The organism is Solwaraspora sp. WMMA2065, from assembly GCF_030345075.1.
Lineage (GTDB): Bacteria > Actinomycetota > Actinomycetes > Mycobacteriales > Micromonosporaceae > Micromonospora_E.
The window spans coordinates 2,923,992-2,949,923 of sequence record NZ_CP128361.1 but is presented as its reverse complement, the minus strand read 5'-3'; the positions used below and the strand labels follow the sequence as shown (position 1 = coordinate 2,949,923).

The 25,932-nt window shown below is 68.3% G+C and carries 20 protein-coding genes, 2 tRNA genes and 3 rRNA genes; 20 read left to right on the top strand and 5 right to left on the bottom strand.

The window, feature by feature from the left end; translation table 11 throughout:
* Positions 1–23 precede the first annotated feature (23 nt).
* From O7610_RS13310 to O7610_RS13275, 8 genes are read left to right on the top strand one after another with little or no spacing between them, the layout of a single operon-like run.
* On the top strand, positions 24–1,349 hold the full coding sequence (locus O7610_RS13310; protein WP_289213400.1) for a nucleotide sugar dehydrogenase: 1,326 nt from the start codon (positions 24–26) through the stop codon (positions 1,347–1,349).
* A complete protein-coding gene (locus O7610_RS13305) occupies positions 1,349–2,347 on the top strand; it encodes an NAD-dependent epimerase/dehydratase family protein (RefSeq protein ID WP_289213399.1) in 999 nt (332 codons plus the stop codon). The genes O7610_RS13310 and O7610_RS13305 overlap by 1 nt, the downstream gene beginning before the upstream one ends.
* Positions 2,338–3,171 carry an FkbM family methyltransferase gene (locus O7610_RS13300; protein WP_289213398.1) on the top strand — a complete coding sequence of 278 codons (834 nt, stop codon included), beginning with the start codon at positions 2,338–2,340 and terminating at the stop codon, positions 3,169–3,171. The genes O7610_RS13305 and O7610_RS13300 overlap by 10 nt, the downstream gene beginning before the upstream one ends.
* Entirely contained in the window at positions 3,168–4,175 is a 1,008-nt protein-coding gene (locus O7610_RS13295; RefSeq protein WP_289213397.1) for a sulfotransferase family protein, read from the top strand. Before O7610_RS13300 ends, O7610_RS13295 begins: the two co-directional genes overlap by 4 nt.
* Positions 4,176–4,222: 47 nt before the next feature.
* Positions 4,223–5,473, top strand: coding sequence for a glycosyltransferase (locus O7610_RS13290; protein ID WP_281551048.1), 1,251 nt, complete (start codon positions 4,223–4,225; stop codon positions 5,471–5,473).
* Positions 5,470–6,666, top strand: coding sequence for a glycosyltransferase family 4 protein (locus O7610_RS13285; RefSeq protein ID WP_289213396.1), 1,197 nt, complete (start codon positions 5,470–5,472; stop codon positions 6,664–6,666). The genes O7610_RS13290 and O7610_RS13285 overlap by 4 nt, the downstream gene beginning before the upstream one ends.
* Complete coding sequence (locus tag O7610_RS13280; protein ID WP_289213395.1) at positions 6,663–8,021, top strand: lipopolysaccharide biosynthesis protein; 1,359 nt, start codon at positions 6,663–6,665, stop codon at positions 8,019–8,021. Before O7610_RS13285 ends, O7610_RS13280 begins: the two co-directional genes overlap by 4 nt.
* Before the next feature lie 28 nt (positions 8,022–8,049).
* Entirely contained in the window at positions 8,050–9,174 is a 1,125-nt protein-coding gene (locus O7610_RS13275) for a DegT/DnrJ/EryC1/StrS family aminotransferase (RefSeq protein ID WP_289213394.1), read from the top strand.
* A 57-nt stretch (positions 9,175–9,231) separates the two neighbouring features.
* Here O7610_RS13275 and O7610_RS13270 read toward each other — a convergent pair whose 3' ends face one another.
* Positions 9,232–10,116, bottom strand: a complete 885-nt coding sequence (locus tag O7610_RS13270; protein WP_289213619.1) for a helix-turn-helix transcriptional regulator — start codon at positions 10,114–10,116, stop codon at positions 9,232–9,234.
* 66 nt (positions 10,117–10,182) lie between these two features.
* On the opposite strand from O7610_RS13270, the gene O7610_RS13265 reads away from it, so the two are divergent.
* Entirely contained in the window at positions 10,183–10,941 is a 759-nt protein-coding gene (locus O7610_RS13265; protein ID WP_281551044.1) for an SDR family oxidoreductase, read from the top strand.
* Positions 10,942–11,158: 217 nt separating this feature from the next.
* On the opposite strand, the gene O7610_RS13260 is transcribed toward O7610_RS13265, so the two are convergent.
* A complete protein-coding gene (locus tag O7610_RS13260; protein ID WP_289213618.1) occupies positions 11,159–11,746 on the bottom strand; it encodes a hypothetical protein in 588 nt (195 codons plus the stop codon).
* 110 nt (positions 11,747–11,856) lie between these two features.
* Between O7610_RS13260 and O7610_RS13255 the strand changes: the two genes are divergently transcribed.
* A complete protein-coding gene (locus O7610_RS13255) occupies positions 11,857–12,144 on the top strand; it encodes a hypothetical protein (RefSeq protein ID WP_281551043.1) in 288 nt (95 codons plus the stop codon).
* A gap of 237 nt (positions 12,145–12,381) precedes the next feature.
* Positions 12,382–12,999, top strand: a complete 618-nt coding sequence (locus O7610_RS13250; protein WP_281551042.1) for a hypothetical protein — start codon at positions 12,382–12,384, stop codon at positions 12,997–12,999.
* Positions 13,000–13,024: 25 nt separating this feature from the next.
* On the opposite strand, the gene O7610_RS13245 is transcribed toward O7610_RS13250, so the two are convergent.
* Positions 13,025–13,098 (bottom strand) — tRNA-Gly (locus tag O7610_RS13245).
* A 156-nt stretch (positions 13,099–13,254) separates the two neighbouring features.
* On the opposite strand from O7610_RS13245, the gene O7610_RS13240 reads away from it, so the two are divergent.
* The 6 genes from O7610_RS13240 (at position 13,255) to O7610_RS13215 (ending at position 18,697) form a co-directional block, all read left to right on the top strand.
* A tRNA-Pro gene (locus O7610_RS13240) sits at positions 13,255–13,328 on the top strand.
* A gap of 164 nt (positions 13,329–13,492) precedes the next feature.
* On the top strand, positions 13,493–14,839 hold the full coding sequence (gene tig, locus O7610_RS13235) for a trigger factor (RefSeq protein ID WP_281551041.1): 1,347 nt from the start codon (positions 13,493–13,495) through the stop codon (positions 14,837–14,839).
* Positions 14,840–15,053: 214 nt separating this feature from the next.
* The gene (locus tag O7610_RS13230; RefSeq protein WP_278170716.1) at positions 15,054–15,698 is read left to right on the top strand and encodes a ClpP family protease; all 645 of its coding nucleotides are present in this window, start codon (positions 15,054–15,056) and stop codon (positions 15,696–15,698) included.
* Between the two features lie 11 nt (positions 15,699–15,709).
* On the top strand, positions 15,710–16,372 hold the full coding sequence (locus tag O7610_RS13225) for an ATP-dependent Clp protease proteolytic subunit (protein ID WP_281551040.1): 663 nt from the start codon (positions 15,710–15,712) through the stop codon (positions 16,370–16,372).
* A 211-nt stretch (positions 16,373–16,583) separates the two neighbouring features.
* Entirely contained in the window at positions 16,584–17,873 is a 1,290-nt protein-coding gene (clpX, locus tag O7610_RS13220; RefSeq protein ID WP_281551039.1) for an ATP-dependent Clp protease ATP-binding subunit ClpX, read from the top strand.
* A gap of 26 nt (positions 17,874–17,899) precedes the next feature.
* Positions 17,900–18,697, top strand: coding sequence for a carbon-nitrogen hydrolase family protein (locus tag O7610_RS13215; protein ID WP_281551038.1), 798 nt, complete (start codon positions 17,900–17,902; stop codon positions 18,695–18,697).
* Between the two features lie 52 nt (positions 18,698–18,749).
* Here the strand turns inward: O7610_RS13215 and O7610_RS13210 are convergent, their stop codons facing one another.
* Entirely contained in the window at positions 18,750–18,965 is a 216-nt protein-coding gene (locus O7610_RS13210) for a hypothetical protein (RefSeq protein WP_281551037.1), read from the bottom strand.
* Positions 18,966–19,769: 804 nt separating this feature from the next.
* Between O7610_RS13210 and O7610_RS13205 the strand changes: the two genes are divergently transcribed.
* The 3 genes from O7610_RS13205 (at position 19,770) to rrf (ending at position 24,936) form a co-directional block, all read left to right on the top strand.
* Positions 19,770–21,286, top strand: a 16S ribosomal RNA gene (locus O7610_RS13205).
* Positions 21,287–21,642: 356 nt separating this feature from the next.
* A 23S ribosomal RNA gene (locus O7610_RS13200) occupies positions 21,643–24,748 on the top strand.
* Between the two features lie 71 nt (positions 24,749–24,819).
* Positions 24,820–24,936: ribosomal RNA gene (gene rrf, locus O7610_RS13195) — 5S ribosomal RNA — on the top strand.
* The 16S, 23S and 5S rRNA genes sit together here, the layout of an rRNA operon.
* 127 nt (positions 24,937–25,063) lie before the next feature.
* On the opposite strand, the gene O7610_RS13190 is transcribed toward rrf, so the two are convergent.
* A complete protein-coding gene (locus tag O7610_RS13190) occupies positions 25,064–25,759 on the bottom strand; it encodes a hypothetical protein (protein WP_289213393.1) in 696 nt (231 codons plus the stop codon).
* Positions 25,760–25,932: the final 173 nt, after the last annotated feature.

Here is a 25,932-nt window from a genome sequence, read left to right as displayed (position 1 = left end):
TCGATCTCGGACAAGGAGCGACAATGGCGAATCGGATCGGCATCGTGGGTATGGGTTACGTCGGGCTGACCCTGGCGGCCGGCCTGGCCCGCAACGGATTCGAGGTGCACGGCGTCGACAGCGAGCCGCGCGTCCGGGAGGAGCTGTCGGCCGGCCGGGTCCACCTGTACGAGCCGGGTCTGGCCGAGGCGCTGCGGGACACCCTCGGCCGCAACCTGTTCGTCCACCCGACGCTTCCGCCGGACCTCGACGTCGCGGTCATCTGCGTGTCGACCCCGGTCCGCGACGCCACCTCCATCCCGGTCCGCGACGGCGGCCGGCAGCCGGACCTGACCAACGTCGCGGCCGCCGCGACCGAGATCGCCCGGTGCTGCGGACCGCAGACCCTGGTCGTGGTCCGCAGTACCGTACCGGTCGGCACCAGCCGGCGGGTCGTCCTGCCGGCGTTGACCGCCGCCTGGGGCCGGGCCCGGCTGGTGATGGCACCGGAACGGACCATCCAGGGGCAGGCGCTGCGCGAACTGACCGAACTTCCCCAGGTGGTCGGTGGTCTCGACGACGACAGCCGACGCGCCGGGGAGGCGCTGTTCGGCCGGCTCGCCCGGCAGGTCGTCCCGGTCTCCAGCCTGGAGACGGCCGAACTGGTGAAGCTGGCCAACAACTGCCACACCGACCTGATCTACGCGTACGGCAACGAGGTCGCCCTGCTCGCCGGGGCGCACGGGGTGGATCCGTTGGAGGTCGTCCGGGCCGCCAACCACGACTACCCCCGACCCGACCTGGCCAGACCCGGCTTCGTCGGTGGGAGCTGCCTGTCCAAGGACCCGTACCTGTTCGGCGCCAGCGCGCCTGGACACACTTCGCTGCTCGTCGCCGCAGCCCGGCAGCGCAACGAGCAACTGCCGGTGCAGGTCGCGGAGACCGTCGTCGGGCGACTGCGGCAACTGCGCGGCGCGACCGCCGGAGCGACCCTCGCCGTCCTCGGTTGGGCGTACAAGGGCTGGCCGCCCACCGACGACATGCGCGGCGCGGCGGTCGTGGCGATGCTGCCGGCGTTCGACCGGGCCGGGCTACGGGTGCTCGGCCACGACCCGCTGGTGGCCGACGAGGTCATCCGGGCCCACGGCGGCGAGCCGGTCAGCCTCGACAAGGCGTTCAGCGAGGCCGACGCGGTCCTGGTGCTCAACGACCACCCCGACTACCGAGGGCTGCCGGTGGGCACGCTGCTGCCCGGCACCGCGGTCCGGTTCATCTATGACTCGTGGCGGATCCTCGACGAGGAGTCGGTGCGGGCGGCCGGGGTGCACTACGAGAGCCTGGGCTACCGGTCCACCAGGGAGCCGGTGTGATGCGCGCGCTGGTCCTCGGCGGTGCCGGGTTCATCGGCCTGCACCTGGTGCGCCGGCTGGTCGCCGACGGTCACGCGGTCACCGTGGTCGACGACTTCTCCCGGGGCCGCGACGACGCCGAACTCGCTCAGGTCTGCGCCGACCCGGCGGTCGAGGTGGTCGCCGGTGACCTCACCCGGGCCGCGACCTGGGCGGCGCTGCCCCGCCACTGGGACCAGATCTACCTGCTGGCCGCCGTGGTCGGGGTGCGCAATGTCGAGGCCGACCCGGCCCGGGTGGTCCGGATCAACACGCTCGTCGCGCTGCACCTGATGGACTGGATCGCCGCCGCCGACCGGGTCTTCTTCAGCTCCACCAGTGAGGTGTACGCCGGTGCGGTCGACGCCGGGGTGGCCGCCGTACCGACCGGTGAGGACGTCCCGGCGATGGTGGCCGACGTGACGGCACCCCGCTTCGCGTACGCCACCAGCAAGCTGCTGGGCGAAGCGGCCGTGCTGCACGGCTCCCGCGCCGTCGGGGCGCACGCCGTGGTCGGCCGGTTCCACAACGTGTACGGGCCCCGGATGGGCACCGACCACGTGGTACCGGAGATGTCGCTGCGGGCGCTCCGTGGCGAGGACCCGTTCCGGGTGCCGGGCGCCGACCAGTACCGCGCCTTCTGCTACGTCGATGACGCCGTCGAGGCGGTGGTCCGGCTGATGGCCACCCACGACGCCGCCGGCCGGATCGTGCACATCGGCGACGACACGGAGCAGACCAACATCGCCGACCTGGCGAAGCTGGTGCTGCGTACCGCCGGCAGTCACGCGAGCCTGCGACCCGAACCGGCCCCCGCCGGCTCGGTGCACCGACGCTGCCCGGACCTGGGTCTGCTGCGCTGGCTCACCGGCTATCAGCCGGCGGTTGCCCTGGAAGAGGGCGTCGGCCGGACCTTCGCCTGGTACCGCGACCACGACCGACCGACCGTCTCTGAAGGACAGGTGCCGGCATGGCGGTGAGTCTGCGTCGCCGGATCCTCGACCTGGTCGACGACCGCGTCGACCCCCGGATCATCGCCGGCCTCGGCGGTATCGCGCTGACGCTGCGGTCCCGCTCGCGCTGCGTCGTACGGTACGAGGAGGACACCTGGATCCACCGGTACCAGGGCGGGACCGTGGTCAACACCGAGCTGGGCGGGCTGTCCGCCGAGCGGGAGGACCTGGTCGTCCGGGACACCTTCCTGTACGGCTACCACCCGCGCCCCGGTGACACCGTCGTCGACCTCGGCGCCGGTGTCGGCACCGAGGTCCGGCTGTTCTCCCGGGTGGTCGACCAGCGGGGCCGGGTGCTCAGCATCGAGGCGCACCCGCGTACCTTCCGCTGCCTGCGCCGGACCGTCGAGCTGAACCGGCTGACCAACGTGACGCTGCTGGAGTGCGCGGTGGTCGGTGAGGCCGGCCCGGTGCGCATCGGCGAGGACGCCGCCAGCCACATCCGCAACGGGATCACCCAGGAGAGCACCGGCGGGATCGAAGTCACCGGCCGCCGGCTGGACGAGATCCTGCGGACCTGCGGCGTCGACCGGGTCGACCTGCTCAAGATGAACATCGAAGGTGCCGAGCTGGGCGTGCTGGAGGGGGCCCGCGACGTGCTCGACGTGGTCGGCAACCTCGTCGTCTCCTGCCACGACTTCAAGGCCGAGGGCCCGGCCGACGCATGGATGCGCACCTTCGCGCCGGTCAAGGCGCTGCTGCGCGACGCCGGGTACACGATCACCACCCGACCGGCCGACCCCCGGCCTTGGATCCCGTACTACGTGTACGCCTCCCGGGGCAGGCAATGATGCGGTTGTGCTACATCGGCGGGATCGGCCGCAGCGGCAGTACCCTCGTCGAGCGGGTGCTCAACGAGCTGCCCGGGGTGTGCGGGCTGGGCGAGGTCGCGCAGGTCTGGGACAACGGGGTACGGGACAACCGGCTGTGCGGGTGCGGTGCGGCGTTCCGGGACTGCCCGCTGTGGAGCAAGATCGGCGAGTACGCCTACGGCGGCTGGGACAACGTCGACCTTGACCGGATCACTTGGCTGCGGACCGTCGTCGGCCGGACCTGGCACGTCGGGCTGCTCGCCGCCCCGTGGCTCGGCGAGCGGCGTCGGGCCCGGGTGATCGAGTACGTCGACTACCACGCGCGCATCTACGCCGCCGCTGCGGCGGTCACCGGGGCCCGGGTCGTCGTCGACTCGTCCAAGGACACCGCGTTGGCGTACGGCCTGCGCTGGGCCGGTCCGGCCGATCTGCGGATCCTGCACCTGGTGCGGGACCCGAGGGGGGTCGCGTACTCCTGGATGCGACGGGTGCACGATCCGGAGTCCGGCACCGACGTCGGGGTGCCGCGGTTCCCGGCGGCCCGGTGCGCCCTGACCTGGAGTGGACACAACGCCGCGTACGACCTGCTGGGCCGGCTGGGCCGGCGGCGGCACGGCGCGGTCGCCGGGCGGCTGGTGCACCGGATGCGGTACGAGGAGTTCCTCGCCGATCCGCCGGGTGCGGCCGGGACGCTGAGCCGATTCGCCGGTCTGCCGCAGACCGGGCTGGATCTGTCCTACCTGTCCGGCGGGGAGGTGGAGCTGGGTGAACTGCACAGCGTCTCCGGCAACCGGATGCGGTTCACCACCGGCCGCCTGGCGTTGCGCGTCGACGACGCCTGGCGCACCGGACTGCCGGTTGCCGCCCGCCGGACCCTCACCGGACTGTGCGCGCCGCTGCTACGCAGGTACGGCTACCACCGCCCACTGCCGCCCGAGCCGTCAGTGGTCGGGACCGGGGCGGATCACCGAATGAAAGTGTAGATACCGCTCTGAACAGGGTGTTTCCGACGGGTGCCTGTGGAGGAACGATGCGAGTGGTGGTGACCATCGAGGCGCGGTTCGCCCGTACCCCGGACGGCGCGATCTGGGCCCGGACCGGGCAGGACCACCAGTTCTGGAGCGGGTACCTGGCGGCGTTCGACGAGGTCCGGGTTGTCGCCCGGATACGCGACGAGGCCGAGCCGGCCGCTGAGGCGAAACGGGTCGACGGACCCGGCGTCGAGGTCTGGCCGGTGCCGTACTACCTCGGGCCGTACCGCTACCTCACCCACCGGGCGGCGATCGGTCGAGCTGTGCGCGACTGCGCAGGCCCGCAGGACGCGGTGATCCTGCGGGCGCCGTCGCCGATCGGCACGCTGCTGGCCGTCGCCCGGGACCGCCGTCGCCTGCCGTACGCGATGGAGGTGGTCGGTGATCCGTACGACCTGTTCGCCCCCGGCGTGGTCGACCACCCGCTGCGGCCCGTCCTACGGCGGCTCTACGTCGACCGGCTGCGCCGGCAGTGCCGCCGGGCTGTCGGCGCCGCCTACGTCACCGACCGTTTCCTGCAGGACAGGTACCCGACCTCGGCGGGTGCGCTGAGCGTCGCGGTGTCCGATGTCGACCTCACTCCGGCCGCGTACGTCGACACCGCCCGCACCATCGGACGGACCGGAAGCGTCACACCGAACCGGCAGCCCGCCACCCTGATCTCCGTCGGCTCGCTCGAACAGCGGTACAAGGGCATCGACACCCTCATCGCCGCGCTCGCCACCCTGACCGCCGACGGCCGGGCGGTCCGGCTGGTCCACGTCGGCGACGGACGGCACCGCGCCGAGCTGGCCGACCTCGCCCGCAGGTACGGTGTCGCCGACCGGGTCGTCTTCACCGGGGCGTTGCCCGGCGGCGAAGCTGTCCGCCGGCAACTCGACGCCGCCGACCTGTTCGTCATGCCGTCCCGCACCGAAGGGCTTCCCCGCGCGCTGATCGAAGCGATGGCGCGGGCACTGCCCGCGATCGGTTCACCCGTCGGCGGCATCCCCGAGCTGCTGCCACCCGGGTTGCTGGTCCCGCCGGACGACCCCGGTCGGTGGGCCGGCGCCGTCGCGGCGCTACTGGACCGCCCGGAGCTGATGGCCGCCGCGTCGGCCCGCAACCTCCGCCGGGCCTGGGACTTCTCGGCCGACGTGCTCACTGCCCGGCGGACTGCCTACTACCAGGCCGTCGCCGAGGCGACCGCCGAGCGCACCGGCGGACGCACCGGTGCGGCCAGCCGGGCCAGCCACAGGAGCTACGCGTGACCCAGCCAGCCGCCACCTCCACCGCCGAGACACCCGGGCGCGGCTCACCCCCGCCGGCCGGCAGGCCCGTGCACGTCGTCCACGTCATCGGCACCCTCGACCGTGGCGGCGCAGAGACGCTTTCGCTCGACATGTGCCGGGCCGTCCCGGCTACCGAGGTGCGCCAGACGTTCATCACCATGGGCGGACGGGACGGCAGCCTCGCACCGCAGTTCCGGGCCGCCGGGGCAGCGGTCGTCCAGGTTCCGCAGCGTCCGGCCGTCACCTTCCCGCTGCGGCTGCGGCGCTGCCTGCGCTGGCGGCGGCCCGACGTCGTCGTGTCGCACATCAGCCTGTTCAGCGCGGTGGTGCTGGCGGTGGCCGCCGGGATGGGCGTGCCAGTGCGCATCGCCCGGATGTGGAGCGAAGGGGACGGCCGGCGCGACACCGTCGCCCGCCGGCTGCTGCGCGCCGTCCTGCGCCGCCTGCTGCGCGTGGTCGCCACCGACATCGTCGCGGTCAGCGACGCGGCGATGGCGTACGCCGGTCGGCGTGTCGGCATGCCCGGCTGCCGGATCCTCTACAACAGCGTTGACACGACCCGGGTCGACGGCGGCGACCGGTCAGCGGCCCGCCGACGATGGGGCATCCCACCCGACACCATGGTCATCGGCTACATCGGTCGGGCGGCGCCGGAGAAGAACCGGCCGTTCCTGGTCGACGTGCACCGTGCGGTCCAGGCCCGGACCGAAGCCCCAGACGGCCCGGCGTCGCCGGGCACCCGGCTGCTCATTGTCGGTCCGTGCGGAGTCGACGACGTGGTGTCGGCCTACCCGGACGTGCCGGAGGACCCGACGGTCATCCTCGGCGGGGAAGTGGACGAGATCGCCCCGGTGCTCGCCGCCGCCGACGTGTTCGTCCTGCCCTCCCACTGGGAAGGGCTGCCCGGCGTGGTGCTCGAAGCGCTCGCCGCCGGGCTGCCCGTCGTCGCCACCGACCTGCCCTGCCTGCGCGAGGCGTCCCGGTACGTCGACGGACTCACCCTCGTCGACCTCAGCGCCGGCCCGCACCGGTGGGCCGAGGCGGTACTGCGCAGCGCCCGGACCGGACCGGCCGACCGCGACCGGATCCGGGCGAGCTTCGCGGCGTCACCGTTCCAGACCCGGCACGCCGCAGCACAGTGGCGGTCGCTGTGGCGGGCCGAGGCACGGTGAACCGCGCCCGGCGGTCCACCCTGGCCCTACTGGCCGGCTCCAGCGCCGTACAGATGAGCAGCAACATGGTGGCGGCGCTGCTGGCCGCCAGCGTGCTCGGCCCACATAGTCGCGGCCTGATGGTGCTGGGCGTGTCCACCGCCGGCATCGTCCCGCTGCTCGCCGGCCTCGGCACCGGACCGCAACTGCGTTCGGCGTATCCGGCGGCGGGCGGCGGTGCCCGGCGACGCGACCTGGTCGCCAGCTACACCTGGTGGTCGGCGGCGGCCACGGTCAGCGCCGCCGTACTCGCCGTCGCGGTGTCGGCGCTGTCCGCGCCGCTGATCGACCCGGCGCTCGCCGACCCCCGCTACCTGCTCGCCCTGTCGGTGCTGACCTGCGGGTACGTCGCCCACACCCAGCTACCCGACGGCTGGTACGCGGCCGGTCTGTTCCGGTCCGGCAGTCTCTGGGCGATGGCGACCACCCTCGGCGGCGGGCTCGGCCTGCTCGTCGCAGTCACCGTCGCACCGAGCGTCTGGTCGCTGCTGCTCGGGCAGGGGACCGGCATGCTGACCGCGACCACCGCACAGGTCGTCGCGCTGCGGGCCACCGGGCTGCTCTGCTTCCAGGCCCCGACCCGACGCGAACTGTCCCGACTGCTCGGCCGGGGCTGCCGCGCACTCGGCCTCACCCTCGGGCTGGCCCTGGCGCTGCGGCTGGACCGCTACGTCCTCGGCGCGCTCACCGGGGCGGCGGCGGTCGGCGTCTACTCGGTGGCGTCCACCCTCGGCCAGGTGCCGAGGATGGTGCCGAACGCGATCGGCCAGCTCGTCAACCGGGACGCGGCCGTCGCGTCCGGACCGCTGCGCCCGGTCCGCACGGTCGCGGCGACCGCCGGCGTGGTGACCGTCGTGGGCGCGGTGACCGGGCTGCTGGGCTGGCTGGTGGTCATCCCGCTGCTCGGCCCCGGGTTCGCCGCCGCCGGACCACTGCTGGTGGTGCTGCTGGTCGCCGAGGTCGCGTTCGTGCCGTACGCGGTGGCGAGCCGGGCCCTGCTCGGTGCCGGCCGGATGGGCGCGGTCGGTGCGTTCGGCCTGGCCTGGAGCGCAGCGGCGATGGTGCTGTTCCTGCTGGCCGTTCAACTCTGGGGCGAGGTGGGCGCAGCGGTCGCCTGCGTCGCGGTGTACGCCGGCATCTCGGCGTCGTCCTGGCTGCTGCTGACCCGCCGGGCCGCGCCCCGGTCTGCCCGCCGCCGACCAGGTGCGGACCGCCGGCGGGGACTGGGTGGACCCAGCCACGCGGACTCCGCCGACCCGCGCCCCGAGGGAGCCGGCGACTCCCCGCCGCGACCGGCCCCGCTCAGCCCGGTGTGACCCACCGATCAGTGATGGAGTGATGTCGATGCTTCCCTACGGGCGTCCCTGTCTGGACGAGTCCGACGCCGAAGCGGTCGCCGCCGCCGTACGCACCGAGTGGTTGACCGCCGGGCCGACCGTACGCCGGTTCGAGAGCGAGCTGGGCGGCTACCTCGGCGGGGTGGGCTGCGTCAGCGTCAGCTCCGGCACCGCCGCCCTGCACACCGCGTACGCCGCCGTCGGCCTGCGCCCCGGCGACGAGGTGATCACCACGCCGCTGACCTTCGTCGCGACGGCGGCGACCGCCGCGCTGCACGGCGCCCGGGTGGTCTTCGCCGACGTCGAGGAGGCGACCGGCAACCTGGATCCGGCCGCCGTACAGGCGGCGGTCACCTCCCGGACCCGGGTGGTCACCGCCGTCGACTACGCCGGCCACCCCGCCGAGTACGGGCAGCTGCGCAAGGTCGTCGCCGACGCGGGGGCGCTGCTGTTCGACGACGCGGCGCACGCGATCGGGTCGACGTACCGTGGCGTGCCGGTCGGCGCGCTCGCCGACCTGACGACCTTTTCGTTCTTTTCAACCAAGAACCTCACCACCGGCGAGGGCGGAGCGGTGACCGGAACCGACCCGGACCTGCTGGACCGGGTACGCCGGTTCGCCAACCACGGCATGGTCCGCGACCCGGACCGGCTGCGGCGCCGCGACGAGGGCGGCTGGCATCAGGAGGTGCACAGCTTCGGCCTCAACTACCGGCTCTCCGACGTCCTCTGCGGGCTCGGGCTCAACCAGCTGACCCGGCTGCCCCGGTTCAAGGTCGACCGGGCCCGACTCGCGGCCCGGTATCACGAACAGCTTGCCGATCTGCCGGGTCTGCGGCTGCCCGAGCAGCGGCCCTGGGTCGACCCGGTCTGGCATCTCTACCCGGTACGCGTACTCGCTGATCGCCGCCGCGAGGTCTACGACCGGATGCGGGCGGCGGGCATCGGTGTCCAGGTCAACTACCTGCCGGTCTACCGGCATCCGGTGTTCACCGATCTCGGTTACCGGCAGGGGGAGTGCCCGACGGCGGAGGCGTACTACGCCGAGGAGCTGTCCCTGCCGATCCATCCCGACCTGACCGACGCTGACCAGGACCGGGTGGTCGACGCCCTATGGACGATCCTGGGCTGACCGGGACGTCCCCGAGGCTGACCTGGCCTGGGCGGCAGGGGGTGCGACGGCGGTGCGCTACCGGGCCGTGCCGGCGAAGTCCTGCTGACCGAGCACCGCGAGCAGCCGGATCTTCTCCTCGGCCTCGCTGCCCGGCCGGGGCGTCAGCACCAGCAACGCCTGCCCCTGGTCCTCGGTGAACAGCGCCTGACAGTCCACCTCGATGTCGCCGACCTCGGGATGCACCAGCGTCTTGTGATCGGCGAACCGGCGGGCCACCTCGTGCCGCTGCCACAGGTCGCGGAACTCACCCGAACCGGCCAGCAACGCCCGCACCAACTCGCCGGCGCGCGACCGGGGACCTGCCGCGCCGTACGCCACCCGCAGCGAAGCGACCAGGCTCCGGCCCTGCCGGTCGTGGTCCTCCGGCGGATACACCGACCGGGCGGCCGGGTCGGTGAACCAGCGGTGAACGTCACTGCGGGCCAGACCGGTCCGCGACGCCGGATCACCGAAGATCGACACGGCCAGGCGGTTCGCCACCAGCACCTCGCTCAGCGACGACAGGATCAGCGCCGGAGTGTCCGCCATCCGGTCCAACACCCGCAGCAGGGCCGGCGCGACATGCCCGTCCTCAGGCGTGCGACGCGGCACGTTGTGGCCGGCCAGCCGGTACAGATGATCGCGCTCCTCGGCGGTCAGCCGCAGCGTACGGGCGAGCGCGGCGAGCATCTGCTCCGACGGCTGCGGCCCGCGTCGCTGCTCCAGCCGTACGTAGTAGTCGACCGACATCCCGGTCAACGCCGCACACTCCTCGCGCCGCAACCCCGGCGTGCGCCGACGAGCGCCCGGCGACAGGCCGACATCGGCGGGACGCAGCGCCGCACGGCGGCGGCGGAGAAATCGGCCAGGCCGGTACGGTCCATGTCCCCATCCTGCGACCGCAGGGCCCGGCCCAACCAGGGATCGCCGGTCCCCCGATCACCGGGTCTCTGCCGGCCGGCGCGCCCGGCGCCGAAGGTGGTGGGCATGAACCCATCCGGAAACACCGTCTTCGTGCCCGGTGGCACCTCGGGCATCGGACTCGCCCTGGCCGAGCGGCTGCAGACCACCGGGAACACCGTGATCATCGGCGGTCGGCGCGCCGGCCTGCTCGACCGGCTCGCCGCCGAGCACGGCTTCGGCACCGTACACGTCGACGTCACCGACCCGGCGTCCATCGCGCAGGCCGCCGCCTCCGTCGTCGACCGCTACCCGGAGCTGAACGTCCTGGTCGCGATGGCCGGCATCATGCGGCGCGAGGACTGGACGGACCCGGCCTTTCTCGCCGACGCCGAGGAGATCGTCACCACCAACCTGCTCGGCCCGATCCGGCTGATCGCCGCGTTCACCGGGCACCTCCAGACCCGGCCCGACGCCACGATCGTGACGGTCTCCTCCGGGCTGGCGCACGTCCCGCTGCGCGTCACCCCGACGTACAACGCCACCAAGGCCGCGATCCACCAGCTCAGCGAGACGCTACGCCTGCAGTTGGCGCCGGTCGGCGTACAGGTGACAGAGCTGGTCCCGCCCGCCGTGCGGACCGGGTTGCTGCCGGGCCAGGAGACCTCGGACTTCGCGATGCCGCTCGACGAGTTCGCCGACGAGGTGATGGCCCTGATCAAGTCCGACCTGCATGCTCACGAGATCCTCGTCGAGCGAGTGAAGTTCCTTCGGTACGCCGAGGTACGCGGCGACTACGACCAGGTCGTGGCCGCCCTCAACGCCGCCGACCCGCACGCCCGCTGACCTGCCTGACCGCCGTCACCGACGCCTTCGTGGACGGGTACGGCGAACGCGCCCGGCCAACCACGCTGGTGATCCTCGAAGAGGTCATCGACGGTGGTTGGTGCCTGGGCGGCACCATCCTCAACGCCGACCTGCTCGGCCGCAGCTGAGCTGTCGGAGTACGTCGACGGGCCGGACCCCGGGTGCGGGGTCCGGCCCTTCGACGCTGTGTCTGCGGTCAGCTGTTCCAGTGCTGGGCGACGAGTTCGGCGGCCTGGGTCTCCCACTGGGCGTAGTGGTCCGGGTACGCCGACACCTGCACGGTCTGCGCGGCCTGGGTCAGCGGCATGTCCTGCCAGCCGTCGACGGCCTTGAGCCCGGTGAGGAACGCGGTGGTGGAGTACTCCACGTCGGTGATCTGCTCGACGGTGCCCCAGCCCGACGACGGGCGCTGCTGGAACAGGCCCTGCGAGTCGTGGTCGTTGCGGTCACCGAGGTGGCCGAGGTTCTCCAGCTTTGACTCCTGCAGGGCGGTGGCGATGGCGACCACGGCGGCCCGCTCGTGCATGCCGGCCTTCTTCGTGGCGGCGATGATGCCCTTGACGTTGTCGGTCTGCTCGCCGGACAGGCCGATGCGGGACTGCTCGCCCTGCACGCCGTGCGGGGTGAGCTTGTCGGTGTCGACGCTGTCGCTGCTCGCGGCGGCCGCGGGTGCGGCCAGGGCGGTGGGGGCGTGCTCGGCGGCCAGGGCGGGGGCGGCGACCGCGCCGCCGGCCAGGGTCAGCCCGGCGATGCCGAGGGCGGTGGTGCGCAGGCTGGTACGCAGGGTACGGGTGATGATCGTGGTCATGGGGGTCCACCTTCCGTTTGCCGAGGGGGGCGCACCACACCTGTCACGGGCGGGTGCGCGGTAAACGGTCGTCCGGGTGGTACGGGATGTCAGACGTGCGACGTCGGCTCGCGGGCGGCTCCGGCACGCCCCGAATGGGGGGTGCGGGTGCGCTGCCGCGCGCCGTGACCATGTACAACCACGCCGACCCGTCGACGATTCCCGACCGGGCCCACCCGCCGGGCCGCCTGGCCGGGGCCTGGCGGCTGCGGGCCGGAGTGCGTGGCGCGACCATGCACAACGACGATGCCCGGCGGATCATTCCGACCCGGGCGGTGGCGCTCCCGTGCTGCCAGCCAGCGGTGCCGACACGTCGGTACCCCGCGGCGCGGTAGGGAGGTCCGTTAGGGTGGTTTCGACCTCGGCGCCGGCCTCGGCGGGCCGTTGCCGGGCCCACCCTGCGAGACGTAGCGGCCTTCGGCGAGCCTATGCGTGACCCCACCCGTCACCAGCAGTGGAGAGGCTCCACCATGCCGGCAGATCGCCGAAGCCGCAGTGCCCGTGACTCCGCCCGGCCGGCCACCCGGCCAGCCTCGCCGGGGACGCCGTTGGTTCGTCGCCTGGCTCCACTGGTGATCGCTTTCGCGCTGGGCGCACTACTCGCTGCGCCGATCGGAGCCGTGACCGCAGGCGACTCCACCGACGCAGCTGACTCCGCACCGCTCGACGACCGAGTCGCGCAGCTGCAGGCGCAGGAGGAGGAGCGGAACGCTGCCCAGATCGTGGAGCTGACCTCACTTGCCCGCCGTACGCAGGAGAACCTCTTGCCAGTGCTCGACGGGCTAGCCGGTGCGGTGCCGGCGGGCCAACCGCCCGGTCCGGCAGCTCCCCAGTCAGACGTCGAAGGGTGGCGGGGCATCACCAGGGACGTGGTCGAGGACTTCGCCAACCCGCCGTCCGGTGGCACCGGTGTCAACATCGCCCGTTCCGGTCTGGCTGCGGCGGTACGGGCGCTCGATGCCGCGGTCGACACATACACGGCGGCGCTGGCCCTTCCACAGGATGACCGTGGAACTCTGCTGGAGCTCGCTGGCCGTCAGCGGGACATCGCGGTCACCACTTGGTCGGTTGCAGCGACACAACTCGACGTGCTCAACGTCGACGCTGGCAACGGGCACACCCACATCTTCCTCCCGGCCGCGCCGGGGCAGGGCGCCCTGACCGCCGACGGCGTACCGGAAGGGGAGTAGCGCCGCTGACCTGCGGTGGAGCCGATGGAGCGGGCGACGAGAATCGAACTCGCGTAATCAGTTTGGAAGACTGAGGCTCTACCATTGAGCTACGCCCGCAGGCGCCCCGGCGAGCAGGGCACACCATCTAGCGTACAAGTTGTCGCGGGTCTGCCGCACGGGGGTCCCGCCGGCCGGCGCGGAGGGCTGATCCGACAGCCGGCGGGATACCGGGCGGCGTGGCGGATTGCCGACGGCATAGAATGACCGGTGCCACGGGGTGTGGCGCAGCTTGGTAGCGCACTCGCTTTGGGAGCGAGGGGCCGTGGGTTCAAATCCCGCCACCCCGACTGTCAACCGCCGGCTCGGCACCGGGTGAGAACGATCCGGCCTGCCGGCAGGCCTACACTCGATGGGCTGTGCCATGCCACGCGGCGGGGGTGGCTGCATCGAGCAGCGCCCGGCGCCGACAGCGACGACCGGACAAGACTGACATGCATCAAGGAGTACGCCTGTGAAGAGCACCGTCGAGACCTTGAGCCCGACTCGGGTCCGGCTCGCCATCGAGGTGCCGTTCGTCGAGCTCGAACCGAGCCTGCGGAAGGCGTACCGGGAGATTGCCCAGCAGGTCACCATCCCCGGCTTCCGTAAGGGCAAGGTGCCGGCGGCCGTGATCGACCAGCGGATCGGCCGGGGCTCGGTGCTCAACGAGGCCGTCCAGGAGGCGATCCCGCAGAACATCCTGGCCGCGGTCCGTGAGCACGAGGTGAAGACGCTCGGCCGGCCGGAGGTGGAGATCACCGACTTCACCGACGGTGAGGCGCTGAAGTTCACTGCGGAGATGGACGTACGGCCACAGCTGAGCCTGCCGGATCTCAGCACCATCGAGGTCACCGTCGACGAGCTGCAGATCGACGAGAAGGAGATCGAGGACCAGATCGGCGGGCTGCGTGAGCGGTTCGCCACCCTGAAGACGGTCGAGCGTCCGGCCCAGGAGGGCGACTACGTCCAGATCGATCTGGCCGCGACCGTCGACGGCGAGGAAGTGCCGGGCGGTTCGGCGTCCAACCTCTCCCACGAGGTCGGGAGCAAGCAGTTGCTGCCCGGCCTGGACGAGGTACTGGTCGGCCTGGCCGCCGGCGCGGCGACGAGCTTCGTCACTCAGTTGGTCGGCGGCGACTACGCTGGCCGGGACGCGGACGTCGCGGTGACCGTGCGTACCGTCAAGGAGAAGGAGCTGCCGCAGCTGGACGACGCGTTCGCCCAGCTGGCCAGCGAGTTCGACAGCCTGGAGGAGCTGCGCAACGACCTGCGGCAGAAGGTCGAGCGGGTCAAGCGGGTCGAGCAGATCTACGCCGCCCGGGACAAGGCCCTCGACCAGTTGGTCGAGGCGGCTGACGTACCGGCACCCGACGGCGTGGTCCGCGAGGAGGTCGAGCACCGCAAGCAGGCGATGACCGATCAGCTGGAGCGGATCGGGGCCTCCTGGGAGGACTACCTCGGTTCCGAGGAGAAGTCCGAGTCCGACATCGACGCGGAGCTGACCGAGGCGGCCGGGAAGGCGGTCAAGATTCAGCTCCTGCTGGACACCCTCGCCGACGCCGAGGACGTGCAGGTCTCCGATGACGAGTTCGGCCACGAGATCGTGCACCGCGCCCAGCGGGCCGGGATGGCGCCTCAGCAGTACTACGACCAGCTGGCCCGGTCCGGTGCGGCGGGAGCGGTCTACGGCGACGTCCGCCGGGGCAAGGCACTCGGCCTGGTGATGGAGCGGATCACGATGAAGGACGCCGCCGGCAACCCGATCAGCATGGATGCCATCCGGGAAGCCAACGAGGCCGAGCACAACCACGAGCACTGAGCGTGACCGACTGCGGGCCGTCGGCCGGGATGCTCCTGCCCGGCCGGTGGCCCGTTCGTCGTAGCGGACCACCCGCCTGCTCAACCGGGGTGACCGCTGCACCACGTGTCGCGGCCCCCTGCGCTGTGAGCGAACAGCACCCTGAGAACGGCGCCCGGCCCGTTAGCAACGGTTAATGTCGGGCTTAACGACGCACGGAGAGCGAAGGGCTGCCATGACCGATCTGCACATCCCAGCTATGCCCAACCGGGTGAGCGAGGCCCGCGGCGGTGACTCACTCAGTGGCAACCTCGACGACACGGTCTTCAACCGCCTGCTCAAGGAACGGATCATCTTCCTGGGCAGCGAGGTGACCGACCAGGTGGCCAACCGGATCTGCGCCCAGCTGCTGCTGCTGGCCGCCGAGGACCCGGACCGGGACATCAACCTGTACATCAACTCGCCGGGCGGGTCGGTCTACTCGGGCATGGCGATCTACGACACCATGCAGTACGTCAGCAACGATGTGGCCACCATCGCGATGGGTATGGCCGCGTCCATGGGCCAGTTGCTGCTCTGCGCCGGTGCGCCGGGCAAGCGGTACGCTCTGCCGCACGCGCGGATCATGATGCACCAGCCGTCCGGCGGGATGGGTGGTACCGCCTCCGACATCGCCATCCAGGCCGAGCAGATGCTCTACACCAAGCGGATGTTCCAGGAGCGGGTGGCGTTCCACACCGGGCAGGAGCCGGCGCAGATCGAGGCGGACTCGGACCGTGACCGCTGGTTCACTGCCGCTGAGGCGCTCGACTACGGTTTCATCGACCGGGTGATCACTGGAGCCACGCAGGTCCCGACCGGCGCTGGCACCCGCAACTGAGGAAGGCGACGATGACTGACCTGACCATGCCGCCCGGGTTCGCTCCGGTGCACAACCGGTACGTCCTGCCGTCGTTCGTGGAGCGCACCTCGTACGGGATCAAGGAGTCGAACCCGTACAACAAGCTCTTCGAGGACCGGATCATCTTCCTCGGGGTGCAGGTGGACGACGCGTCGGCCAACGACGTGATGGCCCAGCTGCTCACCCTCGAGGGCACGGACCCGGACCGCGACATCATCATGTACATCAACTCGCCGGGTGGCTCGTTCACCGCCATGACGGCGATCTACGACACGATGCAGTACGTCCGGCCGGACATCATGACGGTCTGCCTCGGGCAGGCGGCCAGCGCGGCCGCGGTGCTGCTCGCCGCCGGCACTCCCGGTAAGCGGATGGCGTTGCCGAACTCGCGGATCATCATCCACCAGCCGGCCACCGAGGGCGGCTACGGGCAGGGCTCGGACATCGAGATCCAGGCCCGCGAGATCCTCCGGATGCGGACCCAGCTGGAGGAGATGCTGTCCCGGCACTGCAACCAGGCGGTCGAGAAGGTCCGTAAGGACATCGACCGCGACAAGATCATGACCGCGGAGGAGTCCCGCGACTACGGCCTGGTCGACACCATCCTGACCAGCCGGAAGAAGGGTGTGCTGGCAGGCAGCTCGGCCAGCTGACGACGCACGGTCAGAGGTCGGCCGGGCAGTGAGTAGACTGGCCGACCTCTGACACACCCGATTTTGGGGGTCGGAGTTTGCCCCGCCAGCGGGTAACGTCGAGATGCACCGTCTGACGGAGTTGACCGGCGGCAGGTGCTCGACACTGACGAGGCAGACCGTCCTTAGGCCAGGGCCGGCGAGACCGGCCGAGAGCGCAGGGAGAACGTAGGTGGCACGGATCGGCGACGGCGGCGACCTACTCAAGTGCTCCTTCTGCGGCAAGTCGCAGAAGCAGGTCAAGAAGCTCATCGCGGGCCCAGGGGTCTACATCTGCGACGAGTGCATCGATCTCTGTAACGAGATCATCGAGGAGGAGCTGGCCGAGTCCGGCGAGGTCAAGTGGGAAGAGCTTCCCAAGCCGATGGAGATCTGCCAGTTCCTGGACTCGTACGTGGTCGGCCAGGACCACGCCAAGAAGGCGCTCGCGGTCGCCGTCTACAACCACTACAAGCGGATCCAGGCGGATGCCGCCGGCGCGCCCGGGGCAAACGAGGCCGTCGAGGTCGCCAAGTCGAACATCCTGCTGATCGGGCCTACCGGCTGCGGCAAGACCCACCTCGCGCAGACCCTCGCCCGGATGCTCAACGTGCCGTTCGCCATAGCGGACGCGACCGCGCTGACCGAGGCCGGCTACGTCGGCGAGGACGTCGAGAACATCCTGCTCAAGCTGATCCAGGCGGCCGACTACGACATCAAGCGGGCCGAGACCGGGATCATCTACATCGACGAGGTCGACAAGATCGCCCGTAAGTCGGAGAACCCGTCGATCACCCGGGACGTCTCCGGCGAGGGCGTCCAGCAGGCCCTGCTGAAGATTCTCGAGGGTACGGTGGCCAACGTGCCGCCCCAGGGCGGGCGTAAACACCCGCACCAGGAGTTCATCCAGATCGACACCACCAACGTGCTGTTCATCTGCGGCGGTGCGTTCGCCGGCCTGGACCAGATCATCGAGTCGCGCACCGGGCAGGGCGGCACCGGCTTCGGGGCCCGGCTCCGGGCAGTGTCCGAGCGGTCCACCGACGACATCCTCACCCAGGTGATGCCGGAAGACATGCTCAAGTTCGGGTTGATCCCGGAGTTCATCGGCCGGCTCCCAGTGATCACCAACGTCCGCAGCCTGGACCGTGAGGCCCTGGTCCGGATCCTGACCCAGCCCCGCAACGCCCTGGTCCGCCAGTACCAACGTCTGTTTGAGTTGGACAACGTCGAGCTGGAGTTCGATCCAGGCGCGTTGGAGGCCATCGCTGATCAGGCGATGCTCCGCGGCACCGGTGCCCGTGGCCTGCGGGCGATCATGGAGGAGGTGCTGCTCTCCGTGATGTACGAGGTGCCGAGCAACCCGGACGCCGCCAGGGTCCTGATTACCCGCGAGGCAGTGCTGGAGAACGTCAACCCGACGATCGTGCCCCGGGAGTTCACCGGCCGGCGTCGGCGCGACCGCGAGGAGAAGTCGGCCTAGCCGCAACGCAACCAGGGAGCACCGCCGTGCGTGTCGCTGTCTGCCAGCTGAACAGTCGCTCCGATCAGGCCGCCAACTTGGCGACCGCGTACGGTCTGCTCTCGTCGGCCGCCGCCGGCGGCGCCGATCTCGCGGTGCTTCCCGAGTACGTCGATTACCTCGGCACCGCGGCAGGGCTGCCCGCCCCCGAGCCCGTCGACGGCACGGTCGGACGGTTCTTCGCCGACGCCGCGCGCGATCTCGGGATGTGGGTGGTTGTCGGCTCCTACCACGAACGCGGGCCCGATCCGGACCGGACGTTCAACACCTGCCTGGTCTTCGACCGTGGCGGCCAGCTGGCCGCCACCTACCGGAAGATCCACCTGTACGACGTCGAGATTCCCGGTCGGGTCTCCTACCACGAGTCGAGCAGGGTGGCACCCGGTGCCGACCCGGTCGTGGTGGAGTGCGACGGCATCCGGATCGGTCTGTCGATCTGTTACGACCTGAGGTTCCCTGAGCTGTACCGGCGGCTGGCGACCGAGCTGGGCGCCCAGGTCCTGGTGGTGCCGGCAGCGTTCATGCTGCACACCGGGCGGGACCACTTCGAGGTTCTGCTCCGCGCCCGGGCGATCGAGAACCAGTGCTACGTGTTGGCGGCCGGCCAGATCGGCGAGCATGAGCCGGGCCGTACCTGTTTCGGCCGCAGCATGGTGGTCGACCCTTGGGGCGTCGTCGTCGCCCAGGCGCCGGATGTCCCCGGTGTCGTATTCGCTGATCTCGACCCAGAGCGGGTGGAGTCCATCCGGCGCGAGCTGCCGAGCCTGGCTAACCGCCGGTTCTGACGCCGGCGGGCGACGAGTGCCGCCGGGACCGCCGGCTACGTCGGCCGCAGCGTCAACCACCAGAGGTGAGTACGCCGATCACCGCGAGGCTGATGATCGTGCCGCCGAGGATCAGCAGCGCCTTCGTCATCCGGGACGGCCCGCGAAGGATGAGCCGGTGGATCGAGACGATCACGGCCACCACCACCACAGCGCCGATCACGATCTGCCAGAACGGCAGCAGTAGGGCGGAGATGGCGTCGATGGCCTGTGGTCCTTCGACAGTCATGAGAGCCACTGTTACACGGTCGGCCGCTGCGCGGGGGACCGGCGGCCAGCTCGAAGAGGTCGGCGTCGCCGAAGGGGCGCACCGCAACGCGGCATTTCCGGTACCCAGGAACCTCACGCCGCGTAGGTCAGCCGCCGGACAGCTGGCCGAGTCAGGACCCGAACCCATCCGGTTGCACCCGCACTGACCTGTGCATATGTGGAACACGCCAGGAATCTTCAAGATCAACTTGCGTTCCGCCGCGGCGCCGCGTAACTTTCTCTCTGTCAGCGGGACACGGACAAAACGGCCGGAAACGCAGACAGCCAGGATGGGGTGGGAGACCACCGAACCAGACTGGGCGGGCGGTGCGACTCACCGGCAAGCCGGACTTGAGATTGCGAAACCGACCGGGTAAGGTAGGAAGCCGGCAGGGAGCCGGGCCGAGCCTCGGGTAACGAGGCGGGCCGGTCTGCTGGACACCCCGACCAAAGACAGCCGCGAAGCGGCTGGATCAAGCGCGGGGGAATCCGGGTGGTGCGAGAGAGTTGAAACTAGCTCTTGACAACGCGAACCCAACCGGGTAGGGTAGAGAAGTTGCCCGGCGGAAGTCGGGTGGGACGGATGGCCCTGGTGGGGTTGCCTGCTTGGTGTGGGTGGTTCTGCTGGTGTGTGTTTGTTCTTTGAGAACTCAACAGGGTGCTTGATAAGCCAGTGCCAAAGTTTGTTTGGTTCCCGGCTGGTTGACTGCTGCGTTTGTGGTGGTTTTCTGGTTGGTGATTCCTTGGCATTTTATAATGCCGGGTTTGATTTCTTCACAAGTTTTTGTTGGAGAGTTTGATCCTGGCTCAGGACGAACGCTGGCGGCGTGCTTAACACATGCAAGTCGAGCGGAAAGGCCCTTCGGGGTACTCGAGCGGCGAACGGGTGAGTAACACGTGAGCAACCTGCCCCAGGCTTTGGGATAACCCCGGGAAACCGGGGCTAATACCGGATATTACATGCTGCCGCATGGTGGTGTGTGGAAAGTTTTTCGGCTTGGGATGGGCTCGCGGCCTATCAGCTTGTTGGTGGGGTGATGGCCTACCAAGGCGACGACGGGTAGCCGGCCTGAGAGGGCGACCGGCCACACTGGGACTGAGACACGGCCCAGACTCCTACGGGAGGCAGCAGTGGGGAATATTGCACAATGGGCGGAAGCCTGATGCAGCGACGCCGCGTGAGGGATGACGGCCTTCGGGTTGTAAACCTCTTTCAGCAGGGACGAAGCGTAAGTGACGGTACCTGCAGAAGAAGCGCCGGCCAACTACGTGCCAGCAGCCGCGGTAAGACGTAGGGCGCGAGCGTTGTCCGGATTTATTGGGCGTAAAGAGCTCGTAGGCGGCTTGTCGCGTCGACTGTGAAAACCCACAGCTCAACTGTGGGCTTGCAGTCGATACGGGCAGGCTAGAGTTCGGTAGGGGAGACTGGAATTCCTGGTGTAGCGGTGAAATGCGCAGATATCAGGAGGAACACCGGTGGCGAAGGCGGGTCTCTGGGCCGATACTGACGCTGAGGAGCGAAAGCGTGGGGAGCGAACAGGATTAGATACCCTGGTAGTCCACGCTGTAAACGTTGGGCGCTAGGTGTGGGGGGCCTCTCCGGTTCTCTGTGCCGCAGCTAACGCATTAAGCGCCCCGCCTGGGGAGTACGGCCGCAAGGCTAAAACTCAAAGGAATTGACGGGGGCCCGCACAAGCGGCGGAGCATGCGGATTAATTCGATGCAACGCGAAGAACCTTACCTGGGTTTGACATGGCCGCAAAACCTGCAGAGATGTGGGGTCCTTCGGGGGCGGTCACAGGTGGTGCATGGCTGTCGTCAGCTCGTGTCGTGAGATGTTGGGTTAAGTCCCGCAACGAGCGCAACCCTTGTTCGATGTTGCCAGCGCGTTATGGCGGGGACTCATCGAAGACTGCCGGGGTCAACTCGGAGGAAGGTGGGGATGACGTCAAGTCATCATGCCCCTTATGTCCAGGGCTTCACGCATGCTACAATGGCCGGTACAATGGGCTGCGATACCGTGAGGTGGAGCGAATCCCAAAAAGCCGGTCTCAGTTCGGATCGGGGTCTGCAACTCGACCCCGTGAAGTCGGAGTCGCTAGTAATCGCAGATCAGCAACGCTGCGGTGAATACGTTCCCGGGCCTTGTACACACCGCCCGTCACGTCACGAAAGTCGGCAACACCCGAAGCCGGTGGCCCAACCCCTTGTGGGAGGGAGCTGTCGAAGGTGGGGCTGGCGATTGGGACGAAGTCGTAACAAGGTAGCCGTACCGGAAGGTGCGGCTGGATCACCTCCTTTCTAAGGAGCGCTCTCCCGGCGAAGGTCGGGTAGGGAGCCTGCCGCCTCCGAGTGTGGGGTGGGGGTGCTCATTTGGCGGAGACACTGGTGAGTTCGTGTCGGCAACGGCTGATGCTGCTAGTACTGCTTCTGCTTTCGGGTGGGGGTGTGGAGGGTGGTGTTGGTGCGGCTGGTGTGGATGGTGGGCATCCTGTTGGGTCCTGAGGGAACAGGCCACGTGGTGGGTTGTTGTCTCTGGTGCCAGGCGCGGCCTGGTCTTGCATACCGGCCATCGTGTGTGGTGGTGCTGGTGTGGGGCTGGGGGTTGCGGGTTGGTCGTTTGTTGAGAATTACACAGTGGACGCGAGCATCTTTGTGGTCAAGTTGTCAAGGGCGAACGGTGGATGCCTTGGCACTAGGAGCCGATGAAGGACGTGGGAGGCCGCGATAGGCCTGGGGGAGCTGTCAACCGAGCTGTGATCCCAGGGTGTCCGAATGGGGAAACCTGGCATCAGTCATGTGGTGTCACCTGCACCTGAACTCATAGGGTGTGTGGAGGGAACGCGGGGAAGTGAAACATCTCAGTACCCGCAGGAAGAGAAAACAATAGTGATTCCGTGAGTAGTGGCGAGCGAAAGCGGATGAGGCTAAACCGGCTGCGTGTGATACCTGTCAGGGGTTGCGTGGTCGGGGTTGTGGGACTCTGCTGATCGGACTGACATTCGGTCGAGAAGTGATAAAGCCAGTTGTTAGCTGAATGGTGTGGAAAAGCCAGCCGTAGACGGTGATAGTCCGGTAGGTGAAAACTTCTGGTCTTCTGTGGATGTTCCCGAGTAGCGGCGGACCCCTGAAATCTGCCGTGAATCTGCCAGGACCACCTGGTAAGCCTAAATACTTCCTAGTGACCGATAGCGGACGAGTACCGTGAGGGAATGGTGAAAAGTACCCCGGGAGGGGAGTGAAATAGTACCTGAAACCGTTCGCCTACAATCCGTCGGAGCCTTTCGGGGTGACGGCGTGCCTTTTGAAGAATGAGCCTGCGAGTTAGTGGCATGTGGCGAGGTTAACCCGTGTGGGGTAGCCGTAGCGAAAGCGAGTCTGAAGAGGGCGTTTGAGTCGCATGTTCTAGACCCGAAGCGGAGTGATCTAGCCATGGGCAGGCTGAAGCGCGGGTAAGACCGCGTGGAGGGCCGAACCCACCAACGTTGAAAAGTTGGGGGATGACCTGTGGTTAGGGGTGAAAGGCCAATCAAACTCCGTGATAGCTGGTTCTCCCCGAAATGCATTTAGGTGCAGCGTCGCGTGTTTCTTGCCGGAGGTAGAGCACTGGATGGTCTAGGGGGCCTACAAGCTTACCGAAATCAGCTAAACTCCGAATGCCGGTAAGTGAGAGCGCGGCAGTGAGACTGCGGGGGATAAGCTTCGTAGTCGAGAGGGAAACAGCCCAGATCACCAGCTAAGGCCCCTAAGCGTGTGCTAAGTGGAAAAGGATGTGGGGTCGCTTAGACAACCAGGAGGTTGGCTTAGAAGCAGCCACCCTTTAAAGAGTGCGTAATAGCTCACTGGTCAAGTGGTTCCGCGCCGACAATGTAGCGGGGCTCAAGCACACCGCCGAAGCTGTGGCATTCACGCGTGTACTTCGCTGATCCTTTTTTGGGTTGGTGCAGGTGTGTGGATGGGTAGGGGAGCGTCGTGCCGGGGGTGAAGCAGCGGGGTGACCCAGCTGTGGACGCGGCACGAGTGAGAATGCAGGCATGAGTAGCGAAAGAAGGGTGAGAAACCCTTCCGCCGGATGACCAAGGGTTCCAGGGCCAGGCTAATCCGCCCTGGGTGAGTCGGGACCTAAGGCGAGGCCGAGAGGCGTAGTCGATGGACAACGGGTTGATATTCCCGTACCCGCGAAGGAGCGCCCATGATGAACCTCGTTGTGCTAACTGCCCGAACTTGGTGAGGTTTTCGGACTGATCTGAGGGAGCGCGGGAACCTGGCGGGTAGTAGTCAAGCGATGGGGTGACGCAGGAAGGTAGCTGATCCCGGCCGGTGGTTGTGCCGGGGTAAGCGTGTAGGCTGCATCATAGGTAAATCCGTGGTGCGTGAGGCTGAGACGTGATGCCGAGCCGATTCAGGTGAAGTCAGTGATCCTATGCTGCCGAGAAAAGCCTCTAGCGAGCTTCTAGCGGCCCGTACCCCAAACCGACACAGGTGGTCAGGTAGAGAATACCGAGGCGATCGGGCGAACTGTGGTTAAGGAACTCGGCAAATTGCCCCCGTAACTTAGGGAGAAGGGGGGCCGGAGACGTGAAGCTCTTTTCGGGTGGAGCGTTGTATGGCCGCAGAGACCAGGGGAAAGCGACTGTTTACTAAAAACACAGGTCCATGCGAAGAAGTAATTCGATGTATATGGACTGACGCCTGCCCGGTGCTGGAACGTTAAGGGGACCGGTTAGCTCTTCGGGGCGAAGCTGAGAACTTAAGCGCCAGTAAACGGCGGTGGTAACTATAACCATCCTAAGGTAGCGAAATTCCTTGTCGGGTAAGTTCCGACCTGCACGAATGGCGTAACGACTTTCCTACTGTCTCAACCACAGGCCCGGCGAAATTGCATTACGAGTAAAGATGCTCGTTACGCGCGGCAGGACGGAAAGACCCCGGGACCTTTACTATAGCTTGACATTGGTACTCGAATTAGCTTGTGTAGGATAGGTGGGAGACTGTGAAGCTGGTACGCCAGTATCGGTGGAGTCGTTGTTGAAATACCACTCTGGTTGATTTGGGTTTCTAACTTCGGACCGTGATCCGGTTCAGGGACAGTGTCTGGTGGGTAGTTTAACTGGGGCGGTTGCCTCCTAAAGGGTAACGGAGGCGCCCAAAGGTTCCCTCATCCTGGTTGGCAATCAGGTGTTGAGTGTAAGTGCACAAGGGAGCTTGACTGTGAGACTGACAGGTCGAGCAGGGACGAAAGTCGGGACTAGTGATCCGGCACTTGCGTGTGGAAGCGGTGTCGCTCAACGGATAAAAGGTACCCCGGGGATAACAGGCTGATCTTCCCCAAGAGTCCATATCGACGGGATGGTTTGGCACCTCGATGTCGGCTCGTCGCATCCTGGGGCTGTAGCAGGTCCCAAGGGTTGGGCTGTTCGCCCATTAAAGCGGTACGCGAGCTGGGTTTAGAACGTCGTGAGACAGTTCGGTCCCTATCCGCCGCGCGCGTAGGATACTTGAGAAGGGCTGTCCCTAGTACGAGAGGACCGGGACGGACGAACCTCTGGTGTGCCAGTTGTCCCGCCAGGGGCACGGCTGGTTGGCTACGTTCGGAAGGGATAACCGCTGAAAGCATCTAAGCGGGAAGCTCGCTTCAAGATGAGGTGTCCCACCCACTTTGTGGGGTAAGGCTCCCAGTAGATGACTGGGTTGATAGGCCGGAGATGTAAGCCAGGTAACTGGTTCAGTTGACCGGTACTAATAGGCCGAGGACTTGACTTCGAAGATGTACGCGTCCACTGTGTGATTCTGGGCAAACGAACACTTGTGTGTGTTTGGTTTGTTGTTAGGGTTACGGCGGTTATGGCGGAGGGGAAACGCCCGGTTACATTCCGAACCCGGTAGCTAAGCTCTCCAGCGCCGATGGTACTGCACTCGTGAGGGTGTGGGAGAGTAGGTCACCGCCGGACATCTTTACTTGTGGGCCACCCGTACGGGTGGCCCACAAGTGTTTTCCGGGAAAGTCCGCAGACGACGGCCCCCGGACAGAAGGCACAGACCCCCGCACCGGCTGTGCCGAGAACCGCAGCGCGGACGTCAGTCCCGCTGCTGGAGGTCCATGCGCAGGTCCGCGAGCAGCGCGGCGGACTCGTCGACGGTGCGTCCCGGGAACAGAGCAACCGCGATGCTCCCGTGGTCCGCCCACCCGCAGACCGGCATCTCCTGGTCGTCGGTGGGCGTGCTGCCACACTTCATCACCCCGCCGTACGTCCCGGCCGGCACCTGGTGGACGCCGGTCACCGAACCCTCCTCATCACCGACGATCTCCAGCAGCGCGTCCAGGTCGTGCTCGGGTGACCAGAGCAGGGCGGTGCCACCGAAGATCAGGACGCTGCGGTCCGCCGCCGACGGGTCCCGGTAGACCGCGGCCGTGCTGCGGTCCAGGTCGATACCGGCGGCGAAGGCGCTGTGCAGGTAATCGGCCGTACTCCTGGCCTGTTCCCCGTCGTCGCGGACCAGCCCGGCCGCCTGGGTCGGAGCGCTCAGGCTGGCATCCTTCTGCGCGACGATGCGTAGGCCGGTCGAACCGAGCAGACCGGCGCCCAGCACACCGATCGCGGCGAGCGAGCCGATGACGGCGACGCGCCGGCCGCGCCCGGCCCGGGCACCTCGGCTGCGGCCGTCTCCGTCGCCCGGCGTCGGCTGGGCGTCCGGGGTGACGTCGAACGGTTCCTGACGGTCTTCCGGTTCCTGGTGGGCCGGCCGCCGTCCGCCGAGTATGTCGTCGACCATGCCCGACACCGTACGTCACCGGGTCCGCGCAGCGGTGGGTGTGGCCCGTCGGCCCGCCAAGTGGGCCGGGGCCGCCGGTCAGCCGCAACCGGGCCTGCGTGAATCCAGGCGCGCTGGCTCCGTAAACTCGATGGGTGACCGAAACTTCGCAACCCCATCACGACGCTGCTCCC

Coding starts and splice junctions, on each gene's coding strand:
- O7610_RS13225 (WP_281551040.1), top strand. CDS start 15,710: ATGACTGACCTGACCATGCCGCCCGGGTTCGCTCCGGTGCACAACCGG.
- O7610_RS13300 (WP_289213398.1), top strand. CDS start 2,338: ATGGCGGTGAGTCTGCGTCGCCGGATCCTCGACCTGGTCGACGACCGC.
- O7610_RS13295 (WP_289213397.1), top strand. CDS start 3,168: ATGATGCGGTTGTGCTACATCGGCGGGATCGGCCGCAGCGGCAGTACC.
- O7610_RS13310 (WP_289213400.1), top strand. CDS start 24: ATGGCGAATCGGATCGGCATCGTGGGTATGGGTTACGTCGGGCTGACC.
- O7610_RS13305 (WP_289213399.1), top strand. CDS start 1,349: ATGCGCGCGCTGGTCCTCGGCGGTGCCGGGTTCATCGGCCTGCACCTG.
- O7610_RS13275 (WP_289213394.1), top strand. CDS start 8,050: ATGCTTCCCTACGGGCGTCCCTGTCTGGACGAGTCCGACGCCGAAGCG.
- O7610_RS13190 (WP_289213393.1), bottom strand. CDS start 25,759: ATGGTCGACGACATACTCGGCGGACGGCGGCCGGCCCACCAGGAACCG.
- O7610_RS13255 (WP_281551043.1), top strand. CDS start 11,857: ATGTCAGACGTGCGACGTCGGCTCGCGGGCGGCTCCGGCACGCCCCGA.
- O7610_RS13210 (WP_281551037.1), bottom strand. CDS start 18,965: ATGACTGTCGAAGGACCACAGGCCATCGACGCCATCTCCGCCCTACTG.
- O7610_RS13265 (WP_281551044.1), top strand. CDS start 10,183: ATGAACCCATCCGGAAACACCGTCTTCGTGCCCGGTGGCACCTCGGGC.
- O7610_RS13230 (WP_278170716.1), top strand. CDS start 15,054: ATGACCGATCTGCACATCCCAGCTATGCCCAACCGGGTGAGCGAGGCC.
- O7610_RS13290 (WP_281551048.1), top strand. CDS start 4,223: ATGCGAGTGGTGGTGACCATCGAGGCGCGGTTCGCCCGTACCCCGGAC.